Annotated in this window: 18 protein-coding genes and 1 pseudogene; 9 read left to right on the plus strand and 10 right to left on the minus strand. The window is 70.4% G+C overall.

Annotated elements, in window-relative coordinates; all coding sequences use genetic code 11:
• On the minus strand, nucleotides 1–649 hold a 649-nt coding region (locus AB0877_RS11210), incomplete at its 3' end, for a BTAD domain-containing putative transcriptional regulator (RefSeq protein WP_366608436.1).
• Nucleotides 650–857: 208 nt separating this feature from the next.
• On the opposite strand from AB0877_RS11210, the gene AB0877_RS11215 reads away from it, so the two are divergent.
• Nucleotides 858–1691, plus strand: a complete 834-nt coding sequence (locus AB0877_RS11215; protein WP_366608437.1) for an alpha/beta hydrolase — start codon at nucleotides 858–860, stop codon at nucleotides 1689–1691.
• A gap of 15 nt (nucleotides 1692–1706) precedes the next feature.
• On the plus strand, nucleotides 1707–2558 hold the full coding sequence (locus AB0877_RS11220; RefSeq protein WP_366608438.1) for an alpha/beta hydrolase: 852 nt from the start codon (nucleotides 1707–1709) through the stop codon (nucleotides 2556–2558).
• A 107-nt stretch (nucleotides 2559–2665) separates the two neighbouring features.
• Here the strand turns inward: AB0877_RS11220 and AB0877_RS11225 are convergent, their stop codons facing one another.
• A complete protein-coding gene (locus AB0877_RS11225) occupies nucleotides 2666–3532 on the minus strand; it encodes an alpha/beta hydrolase (RefSeq protein ID WP_366608439.1) in 867 nt (288 codons plus the stop codon).
• A gap of 346 nt (nucleotides 3533–3878) precedes the next feature.
• Between AB0877_RS11225 and AB0877_RS11230 the strand changes: the two genes are divergently transcribed.
• Together AB0877_RS11230 and AB0877_RS11235 are read left to right on the plus strand one after the other, a co-directional pair.
• Entirely contained in the window at nucleotides 3879–5219 is a 1341-nt protein-coding gene (locus AB0877_RS11230) for a glycosyl hydrolase family 18 protein (protein ID WP_366608440.1), read from the plus strand.
• A 193-nt stretch (nucleotides 5220–5412) separates the two neighbouring features.
• Nucleotides 5413–6618: an esterase-like activity of phytase family protein gene (locus tag AB0877_RS11235; protein WP_366608441.1), complete on the plus strand. Its 1206-nt coding sequence runs from the start codon at nucleotides 5413–5415 to the stop codon at nucleotides 6616–6618.
• 85 nt (nucleotides 6619–6703) lie between these two features.
• Here AB0877_RS11235 and AB0877_RS11240 read toward each other — a convergent pair whose 3' ends face one another.
• From AB0877_RS11240 to AB0877_RS11250, 3 genes and pseudogenes are all read right to left on the minus strand, one after another.
• Nucleotides 6704–6973, minus strand: a complete 270-nt coding sequence (locus AB0877_RS11240; protein WP_366608442.1) for a hypothetical protein — start codon at nucleotides 6971–6973, stop codon at nucleotides 6704–6706.
• Between the two features lie 36 nt (nucleotides 6974–7009).
• The gene (locus tag AB0877_RS11245) at nucleotides 7010–7399 is read right to left on the minus strand and encodes a TetR/AcrR family transcriptional regulator (protein WP_366608718.1); all 390 of its coding nucleotides are present in this window, start codon (nucleotides 7397–7399) and stop codon (nucleotides 7010–7012) included.
• A 27-nt stretch (nucleotides 7400–7426) separates the two neighbouring features.
• Nucleotides 7427–7471 (minus strand): annotated as a pseudogene (locus AB0877_RS11250) (hypothetical protein); the annotation flags it as partial.
• A 188-nt stretch (nucleotides 7472–7659) separates the two neighbouring features.
• On the opposite strand from AB0877_RS11250, the gene AB0877_RS11255 reads away from it, so the two are divergent.
• Complete coding sequence (locus tag AB0877_RS11255; RefSeq protein WP_366608443.1) at nucleotides 7660–8622, plus strand: zinc-binding dehydrogenase; 963 nt, start codon at nucleotides 7660–7662, stop codon at nucleotides 8620–8622.
• A 30-nt stretch (nucleotides 8623–8652) separates the two neighbouring features.
• On the opposite strand, the gene AB0877_RS11260 is transcribed toward AB0877_RS11255, so the two are convergent.
• A complete protein-coding gene (locus AB0877_RS11260) occupies nucleotides 8653–9576 on the minus strand; it encodes an NADP-dependent oxidoreductase (RefSeq protein WP_366608444.1) in 924 nt (307 codons plus the stop codon).
• A gap of 459 nt (nucleotides 9577–10035) precedes the next feature.
• Here AB0877_RS11260 and msrA point away from each other — a divergent pair, with 459 nt between their 5' ends.
• Together msrA and AB0877_RS11270 are read left to right on the plus strand one after the other, a co-directional pair.
• On the plus strand, nucleotides 10036–10542 hold the full coding sequence (msrA, locus tag AB0877_RS11265; RefSeq protein ID WP_366608445.1) for a peptide-methionine (S)-S-oxide reductase MsrA: 507 nt from the start codon (nucleotides 10036–10038) through the stop codon (nucleotides 10540–10542).
• A gap of 179 nt (nucleotides 10543–10721) precedes the next feature.
• Nucleotides 10722–11366, plus strand: coding sequence for a TetR/AcrR family transcriptional regulator (locus AB0877_RS11270; protein WP_366608446.1), 645 nt, complete (start codon nucleotides 10722–10724; stop codon nucleotides 11364–11366).
• A 134-nt stretch (nucleotides 11367–11500) separates the two neighbouring features.
• On the opposite strand, the gene AB0877_RS11275 is transcribed toward AB0877_RS11270, so the two are convergent.
• Together AB0877_RS11275 and AB0877_RS11280 are read right to left on the minus strand one after the other, a co-directional pair.
• On the minus strand, nucleotides 11501–14686 hold the full coding sequence (locus AB0877_RS11275; RefSeq protein WP_366608447.1) for a penicillin acylase family protein: 3186 nt from the start codon (nucleotides 14684–14686) through the stop codon (nucleotides 11501–11503).
• Nucleotides 14687–15594: 908 nt separating this feature from the next.
• On the minus strand, nucleotides 15595–15957 hold the full coding sequence (locus tag AB0877_RS11280; protein WP_366608448.1) for a helix-turn-helix domain-containing protein: 363 nt from the start codon (nucleotides 15955–15957) through the stop codon (nucleotides 15595–15597).
• Between the two features lie 108 nt (nucleotides 15958–16065).
• Here AB0877_RS11280 and AB0877_RS11285 point away from each other — a divergent pair, with 108 nt between their 5' ends.
• Nucleotides 16066–16905, plus strand: a complete 840-nt coding sequence (locus AB0877_RS11285) for an NAD(P)H-binding protein (protein WP_366608449.1) — start codon at nucleotides 16066–16068, stop codon at nucleotides 16903–16905.
• Here the strand turns inward: AB0877_RS11285 and AB0877_RS11290 are convergent.
• Nucleotides 16852–17100, minus strand: a complete 249-nt coding sequence (locus AB0877_RS11290; protein WP_366608450.1) for a DUF1737 domain-containing protein — start codon at nucleotides 17098–17100, stop codon at nucleotides 16852–16854. The two genes, AB0877_RS11285 and AB0877_RS11290, sit on opposite strands and share 54 nt — an antisense overlap.
• Before the next feature lie 99 nt (nucleotides 17101–17199).
• On the minus strand, nucleotides 17200–18054 hold the full coding sequence (locus AB0877_RS11295; RefSeq protein WP_366608451.1) for a hypothetical protein: 855 nt from the start codon (nucleotides 18052–18054) through the stop codon (nucleotides 17200–17202).
• A 186-nt stretch (nucleotides 18055–18240) separates the two neighbouring features.
• Here AB0877_RS11295 and AB0877_RS11300 point away from each other — a divergent pair, with 186 nt between their 5' ends.
• Nucleotides 18241–21096, plus strand: a complete 2856-nt coding sequence (locus tag AB0877_RS11300) for a BTAD domain-containing putative transcriptional regulator (RefSeq protein WP_366608452.1) — start codon at nucleotides 18241–18243, stop codon at nucleotides 21094–21096.
• Nucleotides 21097–21174 lie beyond the last annotated feature (78 nt).

The following is a 21174-nucleotide window of genomic DNA, read 5'->3' on the forward strand; positions in this document are numbered from 1 at the left end:
CCCATACAAAATCAAATCCTGGTTTTGGTAATTTAACAAGAGAGAAACACCGAACACCGCCGGCCACTTGCGGGGCCGCCGCGCGGCCCCCGGGGGGGGCCCCCCCCCCCACCGCGACACGCTCCCGTTCGATGGCGACGAACTCCGGCGAACTCGACGCACTGGCGGGGAGGTCGGTGAACGCGGGGCTGCGGCCAAGCTCCAGAGCGGTCAGGTACGCCCGGACGCCGACCATGACGTCACCGCCGGCGAGCGCTGCGCGGGCTCGTCGAACCAACTCGCGATACATGGCCAGATCGGAGTCCTCGGTCGCGAGGACCAACCGGTAGCCCGTACCGGCCGGTATCAGGTAGCGACCGGTTTCACGGACGTCCAGGTCCGGTTCGAAGATCCGCCGGATCTGCCCGACGTGTCGGTGGACCTGGTTGGCGGCGCTGGGCGGCGGCTGTTCGTCCCATACGCCGTCGATGATGGCGTCGAGGCTGACCGCGTCACCGCCGGCGGCAAGGAGCTTGGCCAGGATGATCCGCTGGCGCACCGGGCCAAGATCGACGTCCGAGCCGTCCCGCCGGCAGCCGAGACCGCCGAAGACCTTGAACTCGCAGCGGGACCGCGGCGCGTCCGGGGGCCTGCGGTCGGGCGTCGTCACGATTGACATCCTAGGGATGGAAGGGCAGCGGCTTCGCTTTTCGGCCCAGCCTGCGATTCGCCCCGGCGCCACCGCATCGCCCATTTCTCGTTGTCCGTCGAGTCGGTCGCCGAAACGGAGACTACGTGGTTCGGGTGATTCGGGAAACGGTGTCATCTCCGTACCTTCGGCATGGTTCCAACGCGGAACGCAAGCCCAAGGAGTGCGCATGCCCCATGTCACAGTTGGCTCAGAGGGAGCCGACCCGATCGAGATCTACTACGAGGATCACGGTGCCGGTAGGCCGGTGGTACTCAGCCACGGCTACCCGCTGAGTGGGCAGGCCTGGGAAAAGCAGGTCTCCGCACTGGTCGCGGCCGGTTACCGGGCCATCACGTATGACCGGCGGGGTTGGGGCAATTCCAGCCAGCCCGACGGTGGATACGACGTCGACACGTTCGCCGACGACCTGAACGCGCTGCTCACGCAACTGGACGTACGCGACGCGATCCTCGTGGGTCACTCGATGGGAACCGGCGACGTTGCCCGCTACCTGGGTCGTCACGGCACCGACCGGGTCGCGAAGGCTGTGCTGATGTCGCCGATCCCGCCGTTTCTCCTGAAGACCGACGACAACCCCGAAGGCGCACCGCAGTCGTTGTTCGACGGGTTCGTCCAGGCCGCGCGGGCGGACCGGAACGGGTGGCTCAAGCAGTTCCTGGAGAACTTCTACAACGTCGACGTCTACGGCGGTTCGCTGGTCAGCGAGGAGGCGTTCCAGGCGAGTGTGAACGTGGCGGTGGCCGGATCTCCCGTCGCCGCGGTGGCCTGCATCCCGACGTGGCTCACCGATTTCCGCGCCGACCTGCCCAAGATCGACGTGCCGGTACTCGTGATCCAGGGCGATGAGGACCGGGTCCTACCCATCGGGGTCACCGGCCAGCGACTGTCCGCCTTCATCGCGGATTCGCGCCTGCTCGTCATCGAGGGCGGGCCGCACGCCATTGCCTGGACCCACAGCGATCAGGTCAACGCCGCCCTGCTCGACTTCTGCGCGAAGTAAGTGAAAGGAAACACCGTGAAATTGTTTTCCCGGCGGCGCCTCATCTCCGTGGGCGTGGTCATCGGCGCGCTCACCCTGGGTGGTGCCGGTATCGGCACCGCACAGGCCTCGACGGCTCACACCCTGCACTCACGGCCCGCAACGGCCAAGCCGACAGTCGTGCTCGTGCACGGGGCGTGGGCGGACGGGTCGAGCTGGGACAAGGTGGCGGCCAAGCTCCAGCACGACGGCTACCGGGTGGTCACGCCGCCGAATCTGCTGTCCGGCGTGGAGAACGACGCCGCCAACCTGCGCGCCTACCTGGACACCATCACCGGACCGATCGTCCTCGTCGGGCACTCGTACGGCGGCATGGTCATCACGAACGCCGCCCGGGGCGACGAGCAGGTCAAGGCCCTGGTCTACGTCGACGCGTACATCCCGGACGAGCACGACACCGTGCTGTCGCTGACCTCGGCCGTGCCGGGCTCGATCTTCGCCGCCGACGTGTCCACCGTCTTCGACCAGGTCGCGATCCCCGGTGACGACCCGCACAACGTGAACCTCTACGTGAAGCCGTCGATCTTCGGCAAGGCGTTCGCCGACAAGAGCATTTCCGCCAAGGACGTGGCGGTGCTGGCCTCCCGGCAGCGTCCGCTGGCCTTCGGTGCCCTGGTCGAGGAGTCCAAGGAGCCCGCCTGGCTGACCATCCCCTCGTGGTCGGTGGTCGGCAAGCAGGACGCCGTCATCCCCGCCGCCCAGCAGATCGCCATGTCCAGGAGGGCCAAGGCGCACACGACCGAGATCAACGCGCCTCACCTGTCCATGGTCACCGACGCGGGCGTGGTCACCAACCAGATCGAGGCCGCCGCCAAGGCGACCGACTGACCCGACGGCACGACTGACACGACGGCCGGCCGTGGCATCGCTCACCGCGATGCCACGGCCGGCCGTTTGCAAACCCGGCTCCCGTTGCCGCCGAGGTCAGGAGACGGTCAGGCGGTCGTCCGGGCCGCCTCCAGGATGACCTCGGTGACCTCGCCGGGATGCGAGATCAGGCCCAGGTGGCCGGCGTCGATCCGGGTGATGTCGGCTCCCGCCCGCTTCATCATCGCCTCCTGGCTGGCCGGCGGGATGACCCGGTCCTCGGTGCCGATGACCGCCCACACCGGGATCGTCTTCCACGCCGGCTCGGTGGCCGGCACCCCCAGCGCGTTCGTGGCCAGGGCGGTCTGGGTCACGGCGAGCACCTCCGCCTGCCGCCGGGGCAGACCGTTGGCGAAGCCGGGGATGAACACCTTCGGCAGGACGTACGCGTCGGCCGCGCCCTCCGGGGCGCCGGGGAACGGTACGAGCTTGAAGACGCTCGTGGGGTCGGTCAGGGCCGGTTCGAGAATCGAGCCGGAGCCCGCGGTGAGCTCTTCGACGGTCTCCCCCTTGTCCGGGGCGAAGGCGTCGACGAAGACGAGTGCCTTGACGTTCTTGTTGCCGGTCGCGGCGTCGCTCGTCACGAAACCGCCGTAGGAGTGGGCGGCGATCACGATGGGACCCTCGATGGTGGACAGGAAGTCCTTCAGGTAGCCGCTGTCGATCGTCGGCCCCCGGTTGGGTTGCGGCGCGACCTGGACATCGAAACCGCGGGCCTGGAGTCTCTTGACCTCCCCACTCCAACTGGAGCCGTCCGCCCAAGCGCCGTGCACCAGGACGATGGTTGGTCTGCTGCGATGCCCCTCGTCCGGGGTTGGTCGCGGGCCGCCGTCCGCGGACACGCCTGGGGCGGCTGAGCCGAGCACCGTCACCAGCGTGGCGGCGGCGAGCGTTGCGGCGATGGTCTTCGGCCGACGTAGCGAGATACCGAGCATGTCTCTTCTCCCTCGTTGGTCAGTGGTTTCCGAACGCGGGCAGATGTGCGCAGCCGCCACCGCGACCCGGCCCACGCCGTACCGGTCGAGAGCACCGCCGAGCTGCCGCGATGACGCGCCTGATCGCCCGACCTCACCGTATTCACGCCAACCGCGCATCTCAGGATAGAAGAGGAAAATAACTCAACTTTCACCTTACCGGAGGACACGCCATCAAACAGGTTCTCGACCCCCCTCGCGCCGACCGCTCCCCCACTTCCCGTTATCTGTAAACAACCCTTGATATTAGACGTCACGAACGTCAATATGTGGAGGTCGCGGGTCGTCGAAGCCTGGGGAGTGAGCCATGAGAAGACATCGGATTTTCGCAGCGGTGGCCGGGGCGGCGATGACCCTCACGGCCGCCGTCGCCTTCGTCCCCAGCAGCATGGCGGCCGTACCCTCGGCCAACGCCGTTCCGATGGTCGCCTGCGCCGCCCCCGGCTGGGCCGAAGGACCCACCTACCAGGCGGGCGCGCAGGTCACCTACGGCGGGCGGCTCTACCAGGCGCTGGTGACCCACACCGCGCACCCCGGCGCCGGCTGGAACCCCGCCTCGACTCCATCGCTCTGGCGTGACCTCGGCGCGTGCTCGGGGACCACCCCGCCACCCACCACGCCACCACCGACGACGCCGCCACCCACCACCCCACCGCCGACCACTCCTCCTCCCACCACGCCACCACCCACCGGTGGGACCTGCGCGGTGAAGTCGCGGCCCACCGGCAAGGTGCTGCAGGGCTACTGGGAGAACTGGGACGGGGCCTCCAACGGCGTGCACCCCGGCCTCGGCTGGATCCCGATCACCGACAGCCGGCTCAACCAGCACGGCTACAACGTGATCAACGCGGCGTTCCCGGTGATCCGCTCGGACGGCACGGTCCTCTGGGAGAACGGCATGGACGCCGGCGTGAAGGTCGCCACCCCGGCCGAGATGTGCCAGGCCAAGGCGGCCGGCGCCACCATCCTGATGTCGATCGGCGGAGCCGCCGCGGGCATCGACCTGAGCTCGACCGCCGTCGCCGACCGGTTCATCGCGACGATCGTGCCGATCCTGACGGCCTACCACTTCGACGGCATCGACATCGACATCGAGACCGGCCTGACCGGCAGCGGCAACATCAACACCCTGTCCACGTCGCAGGCCAACCTGATCCGGATCATCGACGGCGTGCTGGCCCGGATGCCGTCGAACTTCGGCCTGACCATGGCACCGGAGACGGCCTACGTCACCGGCGGCAGCGTGGTCTACGGCTCGATCTGGGGCTCGTACCTGCCGATCATCAAGAAGTACGTGGACAACGGCCGGCTCTGGTGGCTCAACATGCAGTACTACAACGGCAGCATGTACGGCTGCGCCGGCGACTCGTACCCGGCGGGCACCGTGCAGGGCTTCACCGTGCAGACGCAGTGCCTGAACAACGGGCTCACCATCCAGGGCACCACCATCCGGGTGCCGTACGACAAGCAGGTCCCGGGCCTGCCCGCGCAGATCGGGGCCGGCGGCGGCCACCTGTCGACGTCGTTGGTCACGCAGGCGTGGAACTCCGTACCCGGTCTCAAGGGTCTGATGACCTGGTCGGCGAACTGGGACGGGTCGAAGGGGTGGACCTTCGGCGACAACGTGAAGCGCCTGCAGGGCCGCTGACGGCTGACCGACACCGGGCCTCCCGCCTGCCGTACGTACAGGCAGGCGGGAGGCCCGGCGCGGCTGACAGCCGTGCGGCATCCGCCGGCGGTTTGGGCGGGCATTCCCCTGTGGCCAGTTCGAGTTCACCGCATCGCTCTACGGTGCCAGCGGACCGAAAACGTCCTGCTGGCACCTGGAGAGATGAGGATCGATGGCAGTTAGTAAGCGGATGGGCCTGACCGCTGCGGCGGTCGCGCTGACCCTGACGCTGCCGGGCACCGCGACCGCGGCCGAGCGGAACACGTGGGACCAGGCCGAGTTGTTGAGGTTCGCCGCGCTGCCGGCGGCAACCTTCGTTCCCGGCAGCGAACCGTCCGGCTCGTCGCTCGGCAGTGCCCCCATCAATGGAATCATCCCGCCGTTCGCCGACCAACCGATCCAGGGATTCAGCGGCGTCCTGCGCAACGCCGACGGCACCTTCGACGTGCTGTCCGACAACGGCTTCGGCAACAAGGCCAACAGTGCCGATTTCGTGCTGCGTGTGCAGCGGGTCGCGCCCGACTTCGGCAGCGGCGCCGTGGACGTGCTCGGTGGCATCAACCTGACCGACCCGTACGGCAAGGTGCCCTTCCCGCTCACTCGTGCCGACCGCGTGCTCACCGGGGCGGACTTCGACGTCGAGTCGATCACCCGGACGGCGGATGGCACGTACTGGATCGGTGACGAGTTCGGCCCGTACCTGCTGCATTTCGACCGGGCGGGTCGCTTGCTGCAGGCGCCGGTGCCGTTGCCCGGGGTTTTCGCCCCCGAGAACCCGAGCCGCGGTGCGACCCCGGCCAACCTTGGCAGCAGCAAGGGTTTCGAGGGCATGGCCCAGTCGCCGGACGGTCGCACGCTCTACCCGCTGCTTGAGGGCACGATCACGGGTGATCCGGCCGGCACCCTCCGGCTGAACGAATTCGACATCCGGACCAACGCCTACACCGGACGGCGCTGGAGCTACGCGCTCGACTCTCCCGCAAACGCGATCGGTGACGCCATCATGGTCGATCGCGACCGCTTCCTGATCATCGAGCGGGACAACGGCCAGGGCGAGACGGCCAAGGTCAAGAAGATCTACCTTGCCGACAAGCGCGACCGTAACCGCGACGGGCTGCTCGACAAGACGCTGGTCGCCGACCTGATGGCAATCGCCAACCCTCGGCACGTCGGCGGTTTCGGTGACCCGTTCACGTTCCCGTTCCAGACGATCGAGGACGTGGTGATCCTCGACGACCGCACGCTCGCCGTCCTGAATGACAACAACTTCCCGTCGTCGGCCGGTCGGACGGCCGGCCAGGCGGACGACAACGAGTTCATCGTGATCAAACTCGACCGCCACCTGAACGCGGACAAGCACGTCCTGCGTCGCTACTGAACCGTTGTCAGCGGGGTGGGCGGACCGACAGGCTGTCCACCCCGCCCAGCGCGGCGCGAGCGCGGGCCGAACGGTGTCGCGTGGGTCATTCCTCAGCAGTGGGTCGGCTGTGCACCACCAACTCGTCGATCTCCAACCGGCCGACGCGCAACTCCCGCACGACCGCCCGGCGGATCGCCAGCCGCCCGATGACCAGCGCCCCGACAGCCACGGCCCCGACGGCCAGCGCCCCCACGGCGAGGGCACCGACCGACGCCGCGCCCGCAGCCCGCGCGCCGGTAGCCGCCGCGCCCGTCGCCACCGCGCCGTCGGCACGCGTTCCGGTCCACCGCATCAGGTTCACGTCTCGCTTCATCGCCCCATTGTCCGCGTGCCGCCGCCCGGGTGCCGATCAGCCGCGAAACGCCTCGATCGTGAGCGCGGCGAAGCGCCGAGAGGCGGCAACCCGGGCGTTCGTCGAGGTGGCGTACAGGCCACCGTTGGCCATCAGCATGAGAACGAGATCGTCCAGGCCCACCTCCGCCCGTAGATGGCCGGTGCCCTTGGCCCGGCGCATCAGTTCGGCGAGCGAGGCGAGGGCGGCTTCACGCTTCGCGGCGAGGTGCACGGCGTGGGGAAATGCCGAGGTGAACGCCGCGGTGAAGCCTCGGTTTCGGGCTTGCAGCTCACAGAGCTGCTCGATCACGAGGCACAGGCCGTGCCAGGGGTCCGGGTCGCTGAGCCCTTCGTCGACGACGGCGACGCACGCGTTCATCTGATCCGCGAACGCCTCCGTGGCCAACGCCTGCTTGGTGGGGAACCTGCGGTAGAGAGTGGCGGGGCCGACTCCGGCTCGTCGGGCTATCTCACGCACGGCACGTACATGCCTTCGGCGGCGAAGACCGCCCGGGCGGTGTCGAGGATGCGCTCACGGTTGTCCAGCGCGTCCGACCGCAGGTTCTGAGTCAACTGGCCTCCCACTCTCTCACTCTAGCTAAACGGACGCATGCGTCCACTACCGTTCGGGCGTCCGCAGGACTGGCGTGGAAAGGGTGACGAACAGTGAAGGCAGTAATGATCAAGGAGTTCGGCGATCCCCGCGGGCTGGCGGTCGTCGACCTCCCGGCCCCGGTGCCCGCTCCCGGGGAGGCGTTGATCACCACTGAGGCGGTCGGCGTGGCAGGCGCCGACGTCCTGATCCGCAGCGGCGCTCTCGCCGCGTACGGCTTCCGCGAGGGTCACATCCCCGGCGGCGAGGTTGCCGGCACGGTCACGGCCGTGGGTGACGGCGGGGACCCCGCCTGGATCGGGCAACGCGTCTGGGCCTTCACGGGTACGGGCGGCGGCTACGCCGAGCAGGTGGTCGCCCCGATCGCCGAGGTTCTGTCCCTGCCGGCGGGCCTCTCCGCGGTCGACGCCGTGACGCTCGGCAGCTCCGGGGTCGTGGCTCACTTCGGCCTCGCTCACGCGCACTTCTCGCCAGGCGAGTCGGTCCTGGTCCGCGGTGCGGCCGGCAGCATCGGAATCACGGCGGTGCAGCTCGCGGTCCGCGGTGGCGCCAGTGCCGTCGCGGTCACGACCTCGTCGCCGGAGCGCGGCCGCCGGCTGCGCCGCCTTGGTGCGACCCACGTGCTGGACCGCTCCGGGGCAGGGGGTTCGGACGATCCCACCGGCTACGACGTCATCATCGACGTTGTCGCGGGCCGGGACCTGCCCGCGTTCTTCGACCGACTCAACCCCAACGGCCGGCTCGTGGCCGTCGGGGCGGTGGGCGGCCAACCGCCCGCGGACTTCGGGACGAGGTTGATGACCGCGTTCCAGAAGTCGATGTCGTTCGCCACCTTCAGCGCCGCGACGGTGACGGCGGCCGCCCGGCAGGCCGTGCGCACGGAGCAGTTCGCCGCCGCCGCTCGCGCGGAGCTCCAGACCGTGGTGCACGAGGTTATGCCGCTGGAGCGGGCGGTGGTGGCGCACCAGAAGATGGACGCTGGCGAGGTCTTCGGACGAATCGTCCTGACGTCGTAGCGAACACACCCGTGCAGCGGCTCGTCGACTTCAGCGCGGGGAGCGAGTGCGGATGATCGTTTTTCCGGTGATCCGCTCGGTCGGGTTGAGAGCGGCGACGGCGTCGTCGAGGTCTGCGACGGTGCCAATGTTCGTCCGCAGTCGCCCATCCCGTACCCGCTGGACGATTTCCCCCAGTTGGGGGCGATCAGGCATCACCACGAAATCTGTCGACAGGACGTTCGCGGGCCGCGCCTCGGACGGCCCGACAACGGAGACCAGTGATCCTCCGGCTCGGATGAGGCCTGCCGAACGCTTCCCGATCTCACCGCCGATGACGTCGAAGACGAGATCGACTCCACCGACGTCTTCCACGGCCTCGTTGCCGAGGTCGACGAACTCGTGTGCGCCGAAGTCCAGCGCCCGGTCACGGTCGGCAGCGCGCCCGGTGCCGATGACGTGGGCGCCGAACTCACGCGCGAGCTGCGTCACCATCGACCCGACTGCGCCGGCCGCGCCGTGCACGAGGACGCTCTGCCCCGCCCGAAGGCGGCCGTGCTCGAACAACCCCTGCCAGGCGGTCAGGCCAGAGATCGGCAGGCTCGCTCCCACAGTGAAGTCGACGTCGCCGGGCAGCGGCGCGAGGTTGCGGGCCTCGACGGCCACGTACTCCGCCAGGGTGCCGTCGCGGGTCCAGTCGGTGAGCCCGAACACCCGCTGTCCCACCGACAGTCCCGTCGTGCCGTACCCGAGAGCGCTGACCACTCCGGCCAGCTCGTGCCCGGGTATCGACGGCGTCCGGTCACGGCCGAGGCGATCGGTCCAGGTCGAGGGCCACGCCAACTCGGTCGGGACGAACCCCGACGCGTGAACCTGGACGACGACGTCGTTGAGGGCCGGTTCCGGCTCAGGCCGCTCGACCAGCGTCATCCCGGCCGTTCCCGCAGCCTCGTCCGTCACCACGATCGCCTTCATCAGACACCTCCCTGTATCCAGCCCTCGTCCGCGCTGGCACGAGGAGCGCAGTTCCGTTTCCCAGCATTGACGGCGGCACGCCTCGGCACCGTGCCGCATCAGGTCGGCAGCGGTTGGGGCGCGCGGATATCGCCGAGGGTGGCGGGGCTTGTGTCGACTCGACGCAGACGGGCAGGTCAGGCACCCATCGCTCCCCGAGCCACCCGGTCGAGCGTCCCGAACCTAGCCACGGTAAAACTGGTCTGTCAAGTCCACTATTGTTTCATCTGGTTACCCCTGTGGTCAGGCTCAAGTGCCAGGTCAGAATCATCGCTGCGCAGCGGCCCGACGTCGGTGAGACCCGCGCTCGTGGACTCTGGAGTCCAGGTAGGGTGGAGGCTGCGGGAATACCACCGACCCGGCGAGCGTCTGTACCTGCGTGTCCAGGTGGGCTGGCACGACGACAGGCAAGGAGACGACGTGAACACCGAAAAGGCAATCCTCGCCGGCGGCTGCTTCTGGGGCATGGAGGAGTTGTTCCGCCGCCAGCCCGGCGTCGTGTCCACGCGCGTCGGCTACAGCGGCGGCGACGTGCCGAACGCCACCTACCGCAACCACGGCACCCACGCGGAGTCCATCGAGGTCGTCTACGACACCGACCAGACCGACTTCCGCGCGCTGCTCGAGTTCTTCTTCCAGATCCACGACCCGTCGACGAAGAACCGCCAGGGCAACGACATCGGCCTCAGCTACCGCTCGGCGATCTTCTACACCAACGACGGGCAGAAGCGGGTCGCCGAGGACACCATCGCCGACGTCGACGCCTCGGGCCTGTGGCCCGGCAAGGTCGTCACCGAGGTCACCGCGGCGGGTGACTTCTGGGAGGCCGAGCCGGAGCACCAGAACTACCTGCAGACCTACCCGAACGGGTACACCTGCCACTTCCCCCGCCCCGGGTGGAAGCTCCCGAAGCGGGCATCGGCCTGACACCTCCGGCGCGCGGACCCCGGTCCGCGCGCCGGCCCGCGCGCGCTCTGGGACCGGATGGTCCCCGGTAATCCCGTACCAACGATGACTCTGGTGATGGTCGCAGCTCATCAAGGGAGCGGAATGCACGTCCACCCGCTGGACTCCGAAGTCCAAATTCTGCTGGATAGACTCGATTGATGAGCGACGAGCAGGTGACTGCGCCGACGAACAGGCGGCGGATCAGTCAGCGGGGCATCGCGACGCGAGAGCGGATCCTCGATGCAGCGAACCGGCTGACGCTCGTGCGCGGAGTGAACGCGACCACCCTCGACGACATCCGCGAGGCAAGCCAGACGAGCAAGTCCCAGCTCTACCACCACTTCGCCGACAAGCAGGAACTGGTGCGCGCCCTGGTCACCTATCGGGGCGCGCTGGTGCTTCAGCGGGAAAGCGCCGGGCTCGAACGACTGAGATCGTTCTCAGGGCTGATCCGGTGGCGTAACGCGCTGGTCCAGGCCAACTCGCTGAACAACGGCCGATACGGGTGCGGCCTCGGGTCAATGGCCCTCGAACTGTCTGATCAGGACGAGAAGGCGCGATCGTCCCTGTCGGAGACATTCGCGGCGTGGGAGAAGCTGATCAGTGATGGTCTGCACCGGATGCGCGACGGTGGCCTGCTGCGCCAGGATGCCGACCCGGAGAAGTTGGCCACGGGATTGATGGCCGCTCTGCAGGGCGGCTACCTGTTGGCGAACACCGCGCACGACGTCGCACCCATGGAAGTCGCCCTGGACATGGCGCTGGACCACATCAGATCGTTCCTCGTTGCACCCTCTCGCTGATCGGGCCCGCCACCGACGGAACACCAGCGGCCCCGACGTGAGCGCGTTCTGTTGACCCGACAACACACCGGTCGGCAGTGATGGCGCGCACCGGAGGGGGCGGCGGGCGATTCCGCCGCCCCCTCCGGGCAGGCTCACGTGCCGTACAGCTCGAATTCGTAGAGCGAGAACCCGTACGAGGTGGCGCGTTTGACCCCGTACACCCGCACGTAGCGGGCGGTGACCGGGGCGAAGGTGGCGTTGTCGACGCCGCCGTTGCCGGTCGTGGTGGCGAACACCGGCGACCAGGAGCTGCCGTCGGCGGAGACCTCGATCCGGTACGAGGTGCCGTGCGCGGCCTCCCACCGCAGCACCGCCCGGCTGACGGTGCGGGCCGCGCCGAGGTCGACCCGGAGCCACTGGTTGTCGTTGTAGCTGCTCGCCCACCGGCTGCCGAGGCTGCCGTCGACCGCCTTGTCCGGCGTGTGGCCGGTCAGGAACTGGGTGCTCGACGCGGTCGCCGGACGGCCCTGCGCCAGGTTGGTGACGTCGTCGCCCCGGCGCGCCGGGAACGAGACGACCTGCTGGTAGGTGGGGCGGTTCTGCCAGGCGATCACCGGGTGGGTGATGCCGCCGAGCCCGGAGTGGGCGATCGCGTCGGCGCACCACTGGTCGCCGGCCCCGCACGACTTGTCACCCGGGTAGACGGTGGTGGCCGGCACCGCGGCGGCCTGGCCGAGCGCGTCGAGCAGGGCCTGCCGGCAGGCACCGAGGTTGCCGTTGCCGCAGTACGCGCGGCCCAGCCCTCCGGCCACCGGGTCGCCGAGCACGGTGCGCAGATCCTTGTCGACGTACCCCCACCAGCCGTGTTGGAATGACGAGCCCTTGTGCGCCTGGCCCTGCAACGCCCAGTTCGCGGCGCCGTCGCGCCCGCCGTTCTGGCCGCCCGACGGGGCCTCGTTCACCTGGATGGCGTCGACCAGCGCGGCGTAGAGGTCCGGCCCGAGGCCGGGGCGGAACTGCGCCGAGGCCAACAGCGGCCACCAGGCGTCGAAGATCCGGATGGCGTCGGCGTGCTGGTAGACCTTGGAGCCGGGGGACGTCTCCACCCGGCGGACTCCGGCCTGCTGCCAGGCGCGCAGCTTGCCCACCGCGTCGGCCAGCGCCGGATCGGTGATCGGCGTGCTGTCCAGCACCCGCAGCAGGTCACCGAGGACCTGCTGGCCGCGCAGGTCGGTCACCGCCGCGTCCGCCACGATCTTCACGACGTCGGCGCGGCCGAGCTTGCGCTGCGCGATCGCCGCCCGCACCGGGCCGTCGAGCAGCTGAGCCCGGTGTACGGAGCCGAAGCTGAAGTTGCCGTCCGCCGCCCCGAAGTCCCGCGCCTGCTTGTTGTTCCAGCTGACGTAGTAGTCCTGGTTGACCGACTGCGGATGCGCCGACGCCGGGGTGTAGGTGGCGTCGTTGGTGTCCGGATTCCAGCCGGCCCACTCGTACGCCGGCTCGGCCTTCGTGGGCAGGTTCGCATCGGCGGTGGCCGGACGGACCGGGTTCGCGCCGGAGTTGAGGTACGCCGCCTCGGTCGAGTTGACGTAGAACCAGTTGAACGCGTACCCCACGTCGGCTGCGGACGCCTGGAAAGCCGCCGCGCTGCCCATCGCCGACGGGTCGTTGAAGGCCTGGAAGCCGATCGCCGAGTCCGCCTCGTGCCGGTAGGTCGAGCGCAGTTTGGTGAAGGCCGTCGGCTGCCCGTTGACCAGGCCCCGGTAGGAGACCAGCCCGTACTTGGTGCGCAACGCGCGCAGTGTGTACGAGCCGGCCGGGGTGGAGTCGGCCAACGTCGGGGTCCAGGAGTTGCGCTGCTCCAGCGCCTCCATGGCGAGGCACTGCCCGTGGTAGAGGTAGCGGTTGGTGCGCAGCGTCGGGGCACTGCCGTCGGTGGTGCACAGCGGCACCGCGTACGTGTCGGTGAGATCCTGGGACGCGGAGGTGGCGCTCCACGCGTAGTCCTGGCCCCGGCCGAGCAGCACGTAGAGGTTCAGCCCGGCGAACGCCGCGCCACGCGCGCTGATGCCCGGCCCCTGCAACTCCTGGAGCATGAGCAACTGCGGCGCGAAGTAGCCGGTCTGCGGCCCGAACACGGCAACCGGATTGCCCGTGGTGGTGTGCCGTCCGGAGACCACCACCGCGTTGGACATGCCGTGCGCGCGCAGGTTGGACAGGCCTCCGAGCAGTTCCTTCGTGGCGGTGCTGGCACCGGTGCGGGCGGCGGCCCCGCCGGTGGCGTCGTACGCGAGGGGTTCGGCGACCACCGAGCCGGCGTCGGGGAGCACCGCGCTCGTCGCGCCCGGTGGCGTCGCCCCGTACGGGAAGCTTTGTCCGTCGTGCAGGGTGAGCACGGTCTCCGGGTCGTTCTGCGAGCGGAACGCCGCCCACACCCGGTCGCCCTCGGTCGCCCCGTACTTGGCGCGGGCCGCCACCCGGACCAGCGCGGACTGCATCTCGCTGCCCCCGCCCCCGCCGAAGAGCCCGCCGATCACACCGGCGGTGGCGATCAGGTCGGTCATCGTGAAGTGCTTCGGCTTGCCCGCGCCCGCGAGCACGTACTCGCCCGGGTAGTTGTCGTCGGCGATCGACTTGTCGATGTAGGCGTTGATGCCGGCGATGTAGTCGACCACGTCGGTGTAGAGCTGCTGGCCCCGGGCGCCCTTGGTGCGCAGCGCGTTCACCTGGGCCTGGAGGTCCGCCTCGGTGTAGGGCGAGTTGGCCCAGACGCTCTGCTCCAGCTCGCGGTTGCCCGGCGCGCCGCCGGCGAACGAGGTGACGTTTCCACGCCCGACGTGCCGCAGCAGATCCATCACCCAGAGCCGGTCCTGGGCTCCGGCGTAACCGGCGCCGAACATGGTGCCGGCGCGGGTGGTGCCGGTGACGTGCGGGACGCCGGTGGCCTTGTCCCGCACGATGGTGACGTCCGACCGCGGCGAGACGGTGCTCTCCACCTGTGCGGCCGGAACGCCGAACGAGGCGTCGTTGTAGAAGTGGGCGATCTGCTCGTCGGTCAGCCCGGCGTAGTTGTAGACCAGGTTCGCGTACTCGTCGAGCTGGTCGCTGGAGTGCGCCGGGCGGGTGCCGAGCGCCTGGTGCGCCAGGATGGCGACCAGCGTCGCGTTGCCGTTCTGCCCGGGGGGCAGGATGTCGGCGCACTGGCCGAGGCAGTAGTCGTTGGCGGCGAACGTCGTGGCGGCCAGCGCCGGTGACGGCGGGGTCACCGTCAGGACGCTCGCGGTCAGGACTGCGGCGGTGAACGCCGCGAGCCGGTTACGGAGAGCGGGACGGGGCATGGCGATCCTCCGGGGACGCGGAGTCGGGCCGTTCGGTCACGCCCGGCTCCGGTGCCGACGTCTCGTCCTCCGCGCCCGGGCGTTCCGCCAGGAGGTGAGAGTGACTCGCATCTATCCTCGGGCAATGATCGACGCAGATACCCCGTCCGGGATACCCGTCGTTCACCACGCGCCAATGCCGACGTTTCGCCGATTTCCACTCACCGACTTCCCGGATCACGGCTCTGGTGGTGGCCGGCGACCGCATCGAAATGGATGGCGTCGCGACCCGTTCCGACCTAGCGTGCAACGAGGTATCCGTCTCCGACGCATTCACGAGAGGACCTCACCCCGCGTGACACCGCCTGCTCTCTAGACCTGACACGTTCCCCACGCCTGGGTTGCCGACGTCGCCGTCGGCCCGTTCCCATGCCTTCCGTCAGGTCTTTGGAGAGATCATGTCTACGCGTCCTCATCCCGCGCTGCCCTGGCCCGCCGGGCTTACCCTGCTCGCACTCGGCTGCGTCCACCGCGATTCCGGCATCGGCGACCGGCCGTTCCGCATCACGATCGACGGCGAACTCGTCCACAACAGGCCCCCGGTTGCCTACGGCGCCAGCTTCCCGGGCCGGCACGCGCACCCGATCCTCGTGACGGGCCACTCCGGCAGGTCCTCGGGGCGTCGGCCGCAGTTGGGGCGAGAGCATCGCTGGTCCTGCCCGCGGCTGCATCAGGCCGCGGTCCGCGCGCGGTCACTCCTGAGGCGCGAACGAGCGTCCGGGCCGGCCCGATACCGACGGAGGAGGTGACCGCCCGGAGCGCCTACCCTCGGCCCGCTCCGAACCGATCTCGTCAGGACACAGGGGTGACGCGTCGGCTGACGGCACCGTGTTGGCGTCGCTTGAGGTCCCGGTCACGTCGGCGCGGCATCATCGCTGGGCGTCGTAGGCGCGCCGTGCTCGTTCCACCTCTCCGAGGCTGGCCTCGGCCCAGGTGGTCAGGTGCGCGAAGAGCGGGCCGAGGCTGGCGCCCAACTCGGTGATCTCGTACTCGACCCGGGGAGGCACCTCGGCGTGGTAGGTGCGTGACACGAGCCCGTCACGTTCGAGTTGGCGAAGCCGCTGCGTGAGCACCTTCGGCGTGATGCTCGTCAGTCGGCGCTCCAACTCGACAAAGCGCTGCCGACCGTACTCGTGGAGAGCCCACAGAATCGGTGTGGTCCACCGGCTGAAGACGATGTCGACAACCGGCGCGACCGGGCAGGCCAACTCGGGATCTGTCGACTGCTTCATGTGCCCCCCGTCACAAATCCATTACTATCCTCTAGGTACCTACTATGTCGACGTTACTAGCGTCTCCTTCGGCCGTGCGAACGACACGGTCGGACTGGAGACCCAGACATGTTCGTCGTGGTAGGAGCAACCGGAAACGTCGGCCGTACGCTCACGTCAACCCTCGCGGCCACGGGTGCCTCGGTGACGGCGGTGTCCCGGGGGCGACGGCCGGGCCCCGCACCAGAGGGCATCCGCCACCATCGCGCGGACCTCGAGCAGCCGCAGAGCCTGCGCCCGGTGCTCGCCGGCGCCGAGGCGCTGTACCTGCTCGTGGAGGGCGCCGGAGCCCACCTCGACATGCGCGAAATCCTGCGGGTCGCGGCAGCCGACGGCGTGAAGCGCGTTGTGCTCCAGTCCTCGCAGGCCGTAGCGACCCGACCGGACTCGCCGTCACACGCGCCGCTGCGCGCCATCGAGGATCTCGTTCGTCGGTCCGAATTCGGCTGGACGATCCTTCGCCCCGGCGGCTTCGCCTCCAACTCCTTCGCCTGGACCGAACCGGTCCGGGGCAAGCGGGCCGTGGCCGCACCTTTCGGCGACGTCGGTCTGCCCGTGGTCGACCCGGCCGACATCGCCGAAGTGGCGGCCGCCGTGCTCCTCGACCGCTCGCATGATGGCCGTACCTACGAACTGACCGGCCCGGCCCTGCGCACGCCACGCGAGCGGGTCGCCGACCTCGCCGCCGCGCTCGGCGAGCCGATCGCCTTCGTGGAGCAGCCGCCCGAGGAAGCCCGCGAGCAGATGCTGCAGTTCATGCCGCCGCCGGTGGTCGAGGGGACGCTGGCGATCCTCGGTGCGCCGACCGAGGCCGAACAGCGGATCAGCCCGGACGTCTCCGAGGTCCTGGGGCGATCACCACGCCCCTTCGCCGCCTGGGCCGCGCGCAACGTCGACGCCTTCCGCTGACGGTCGCGCGGAGCCGATGGAGTGCGGCAGCACCAACGCCTGAGCGGCGATGACGCGTTCGCCGTCGAAGGTGAGCGCCGGCGACCCGTGCAGCTGATAGCCCTGGTCGAGAAGGACGCTCACGCGTTTGCAGAACTCGGCGTCATCAGGCCCGGTGATGAGGCGGTAGCCGAGCGGTTCGGCGAAATCTGACACCGCCGCATTGTGCCTGCCCGGTTCCGGTGTGGCCAACGGTCTGACGGGTCGGAGTCGGCCGGGGCCGCCAGCGGCGGCCCCGGCCCGGATCAGCTCCGATCAGCTCCCGCAGATGCCGTATGCGTTGAGGCTCCACGAGCCGGCGAAACCGTCGGCGTCCTCCTCCGCCCGCACCCGCGCGGTGGTTCCTCCGGTGATGTTGACCGCGGTCAGCAGCACCTGACCATTGCCGGCGTTGATGTCCGCGCCCGCGCTGTAGAGGCCCTTGCCGGCCGGGCACGTCTTGACGCGGGTGTCGGCCGAATCGCTCGCGCTCGGCGCCGTCCCCACGATCCGCTCCAGCCCGGCGGGCCCGTTGGCGCAGACGGCGATCGAGGTGGCGCTCCAGCCGGACGGCGAGGTGCCCTGCACCGGGACCGCCCGGACGGTCACCGACGTCAGGTCGGACGACGGCACCACCTGGTCGAGCACGAGATCGCCCAGGCCGCTGTTGATCCGCCCACCCATGCCGATGACCTTCTTCGTGCCACAGCTCGCCGTGACGTACTCCGTGCCGACCGCCCCGGTCGTGGCCACGACCTGGTACCCGGCTGGCGCGGTGGCACACTGGGCCAGGGCCTGCAGAGCCCAGTCGCCGGCGAAATTGACCGGGCCCACCTCGCGCATGGTCACGAAGAAACCGCTGCCGTTCGCCAGCGGCTCCAACCGGTCCAGCCCGACCCGTCCATTGGCCGACGAGCCGGAGACGAGGAAGCCGCCGCCCCCGGTGACCACCTTGCCGGTCGGGCAGGAGGCGAACGCCGACTTGTCCAGGCTGCTCTCGGCCGCCGACTGGGTCACCGTCTCCAGCCCCGCCGGTTCCGCCGAGGCCGGTGCCGCCCAGCCCAAGCCGGCCACCACGGCAGCCGTCGACACAACGGCCGCCAGCGCGCCCCGTCCCTTGGTTACTCGCATGTCGCTCTCCCTGTCCGCCTCGGCCGACGCCGTGCCGGCCCGCCTCCCGCCGGACCACGGATCCGGCGGCTGAGGAGAGCCTGGGCGGGCCCGCTTGTCGTCCGCTATCCGACCGCTTGGCGCCGCCGTGCCGGGCCGCGCCATCCCTAGACTGTGGACGTCCGAACACGACCGAACAGGAAAGCCATGCGGTGGTCCCTCCTCGGCCCCGTCCAGGTGAACGCCGGGGGGCGGGTCCTTCCGATCGACCGCCCTCAGCAACGCGCGGTGCTCGCGCTACTGCTCCTCAACGCCGACCGGTTGGTGCCCCTCGGGCAGATCGTGTCGGCGCTCTGGGCCGAAGAACCACCAGCCAGCGCCCGGACCCAGGTGCAGGTCTGCGTCTCCCGAATCCGGTCGGCCCTGCGCGAGGTGGGAGCGGCCGACCTGCTGACGACCCAGGGCAGCGGCTACCGGCTCACCGTACCCATGGACGAGCTGGACCTCGCCGAGTTCACCGTGGCGGTCGAGCGGGCCCGCGCCGAGGAGACAGCCGGCCGACGGGTGGAGGCGGCGCGACTGCTCCGCGACGGCCTGGCGTTGTGGCGGGGGCCGGCGCTGGCCGGAGCGACCGGAGCCTTCGTCGACGCTGCCGCCACCGGCCTCGACGAGCAACGCCTGCTCGCGTACGAGCGGCTCGCCGCCGTGGAACTCGACCTCGGCCGGTTCGCCGCGACGGCGCGTGCCCTACGCCCCCTGGTGGCCGAGCATCCGCTGCGGGAGTCGCTGGTGGCCGGATATCTGCTGGCCCTGGCCGGCTGCGGTCAGCGGGCAGCCGCGCTGCAGCTCTACACCGAGACCCGCCGCCACCTCGTCGACGAGTTGGGCGTGGAGCCCGGCCCCGAGTTGAGCGAGGCCCACCTGCGGGTGCTGCGGGGGCGGATGCCGGCCGAGCCCGCACCTGCCGAGCCCCACGGCCCGTCTCCGGCGCAGCTTCCCGGCGCCCCCGCCTGGTTCACCGGCCGTACGTCGGCGCTGCGGCAGCTGGATGCGCTGCTGCCCGCCGAACTGGCGGGAGCCGCCCCGGGCGGCGGCGAGGGCGATCCGGGCCGGGCGGTGGTCATCTCCGCCATCGCCGGGACCGCCGGGGTCGGCAAGACCACCCTCGCGGTGCACTGGGCCTACCGGGTCGCGCACCGGTACCCGGATGGGCAGCTCTACGTCAACCTGCGCGGGTTCGACCTCGACGGCCGGGCCGTGTCGCCGGGCGAGGCGCTGCGCGGCTTCCTGGAGGCGCTGCACGTGCCGCCCCAGCGGATGCCCACCGACCTGCCCCGGCAGACCGCCCTGTTCCGGACCCTGCTGGCCGACCGCCGCGTTCTGGTGCTGCTCGACAACGCCCGCGACGAAGAGCAGGTGCGACCCCTGCTGCCCGGATCCCCGGGAAGCCTGGTCGTGGTGACCAGCCGCAATCGGCTCACCGGCCTGGTGGTCAACGCCGGGGCCCACCCGGTGACCCTCGACGTGCTCCGGCCGGCCGAGGCCCGGGAGCTGCTGGCCCATCGGCTCGGTCGCCGCCGTGTCGGGCGCGAGGCGGCGGCGCTGGACGAGATCGTGCGCCGCTGCGCCGGCCTGCCGTTGGCCCTGGCCGTCGTCGCGGCCCGTGCCGTCGGGCAGCCCGACGTACCGCTGGGGGCGTTCGCCACCGAACTGCGGGACACCGACCCGGTTCGGCTCACCGCACTGTCCACCGGCGATCCCACGACCGACGTACGGGCGGTCTTCTCCTGGTCGTACCGGGCGTTGGACGCCGACCCGGCCCGGTTGTTCCGGCTGCTCGGGCTGCATCCCGGCCCCGATGCCGGACGGGCGGCGGTGGCCAGCCTCGCCGGCCTGCCGCCGGCTCGGGTCGAACCGCTGCTGGCCGACCTCACCCGGGCGAACCTGCTCACCGAGCGCACCCCCGGCCGGTACGCGATGCACGACCTGCTTCGCGCGTACGCCTCGGAGCTGTGTCACGGCACCGACCCCGAGGAGGAGCGGAAGACCGCCCGACGCCGCCTGTTCGACCACTACCTGCACGCCTCGCACGCGGCGGACCACCTGCTCGACCCGTACCGGTTGGCGCGGCCGGCCGCGCTGCCCGCCCCCGAGCCGGGTGTGACGGTTGGCGACCGCCCGGAGCACGCGTGGGCGACCGCGTGGTTCGCCGCCGAGCACCACGTCCTGCTGGCGTGTGTGGAGCAGGCGGCGGGCGGCGGCCTGGACCGGCACGCGTGGACGCTGGCGGCGGCCCTCACCACGTACCTCGATCGCAGCGGGCACTGGCCCGAGCTGGCCACCGCCCAGCGGACCGCCCTGGCGGCGGCGCTGCGCCGGGGTGACCTGGCCGGTCAGGCCCTGGCGCACCGGGGCCTCGCCATCGCCTGCACATGGTCGGGCGATCACGAGGCGGCGCACCGGCACTACCGGCGCGACCTGGAGCTGTACCGCGAGTTGGGCGACGACACCGGACGGGCGCACACGCACCTCGGGGTGAGCTGGGTGCTCGCACGGCAGGGCCGGCTGCGGGCGGCTCTCGACGAGACCCGGCTGGCCCTCGACCTCTACCGGGTCGCCGACTACCGGGTCGGGCAGGCCAAGGCGCTCAACAATCTGGGCTGGATGCACGCCCGGCTCGGCGAGCCAGGGCCGGCGCTGCACTGCTGCCAGGCGGCCCTGCGGCTGCACGACGAGACCGGCGACCGGCACGGGGCGGCGCTGACCTGGGACAGCCTCGGCTTCGTCCACCACGGCCTCGGCGACCACGACCGGGCCGCGGACTGCTACCGGCGGGCCCTGGAGTTGCACCGGGAACTCGGCGACCGCTACGACGAGGCGGAGGTGCTGGACAACCTGGGCGACAGCCTGCGGGCCGCGGGTGACCTCGACGCCGCGCGTCGGGCGTGGCGAGAGGCGCTGACGATCTTCGACGAGCTGCGCCATCCGGACGCCGACCGCCCCAGGGTCAAGCTGGCCGCCCCGGCCGTCCCCGCGGCGTCAGCGGGCGGCGGGGAACCGTAGCGGCAAGCCGCGCAGGGTTGGGAATCACCGGGTCGGAGGGGAGCCCGGACGGGCTCCCCTCCTCAACCAGTCGCTACG

It is taken from the genome of Micromonospora sp. NPDC047644, assembly GCF_040704315.1.
GTDB lineage: Bacteria > Actinomycetota > Actinomycetes > Mycobacteriales > Micromonosporaceae > Micromonospora.

Coding starts and splice junctions, on each gene's coding strand:
- AB0877_RS11240 (WP_366608442.1), bottom strand. CDS start 6,973: ATGAAGCGAGACGTGAACCTGATGCGGTGGACCGGAACGCGTGCCGAC.
- AB0877_RS11285 (WP_366608449.1), top strand. CDS start 16,066: ATGTTCGTCGTGGTAGGAGCAACCGGAAACGTCGGCCGTACGCTCACG.
- AB0877_RS11295 (WP_366608451.1), bottom strand. CDS start 18,054: ATGCGAGTAACCAAGGGACGGGGCGCGCTGGCGGCCGTTGTGTCGACG.
- AB0877_RS11215 (WP_366608437.1), top strand. CDS start 858: ATGCCCCATGTCACAGTTGGCTCAGAGGGAGCCGACCCGATCGAGATC.
- AB0877_RS11280 (WP_366608448.1), bottom strand. CDS start 15,957: ATGAAGCAGTCGACAGATCCCGAGTTGGCCTGCCCGGTCGCGCCGGTT.
- AB0877_RS11300 (WP_366608452.1), top strand. CDS start 18,241: ATGCGGTGGTCCCTCCTCGGCCCCGTCCAGGTGAACGCCGGGGGGCGG.
- AB0877_RS11275 (WP_366608447.1), bottom strand. CDS start 14,686: ATGCCCCGTCCCGCTCTCCGTAACCGGCTCGCGGCGTTCACCGCCGCA.
- AB0877_RS11235 (WP_366608441.1), top strand. CDS start 5,413: ATGGCAGTTAGTAAGCGGATGGGCCTGACCGCTGCGGCGGTCGCGCTG.
- AB0877_RS11270 (WP_366608446.1), top strand. CDS start 10,722: ATGAGCGACGAGCAGGTGACTGCGCCGACGAACAGGCGGCGGATCAGT.
- AB0877_RS11230 (WP_366608440.1), top strand. CDS start 3,879: ATGAGAAGACATCGGATTTTCGCAGCGGTGGCCGGGGCGGCGATGACC.
- AB0877_RS11225 (WP_366608439.1), bottom strand. CDS start 3,532: ATGCTCGGTATCTCGCTACGTCGGCCGAAGACCATCGCCGCAACGCTC.
- AB0877_RS11260 (WP_366608444.1), bottom strand. CDS start 9,576: ATGAAGGCGATCGTGGTGACGGACGAGGCTGCGGGAACGGCCGGGATG.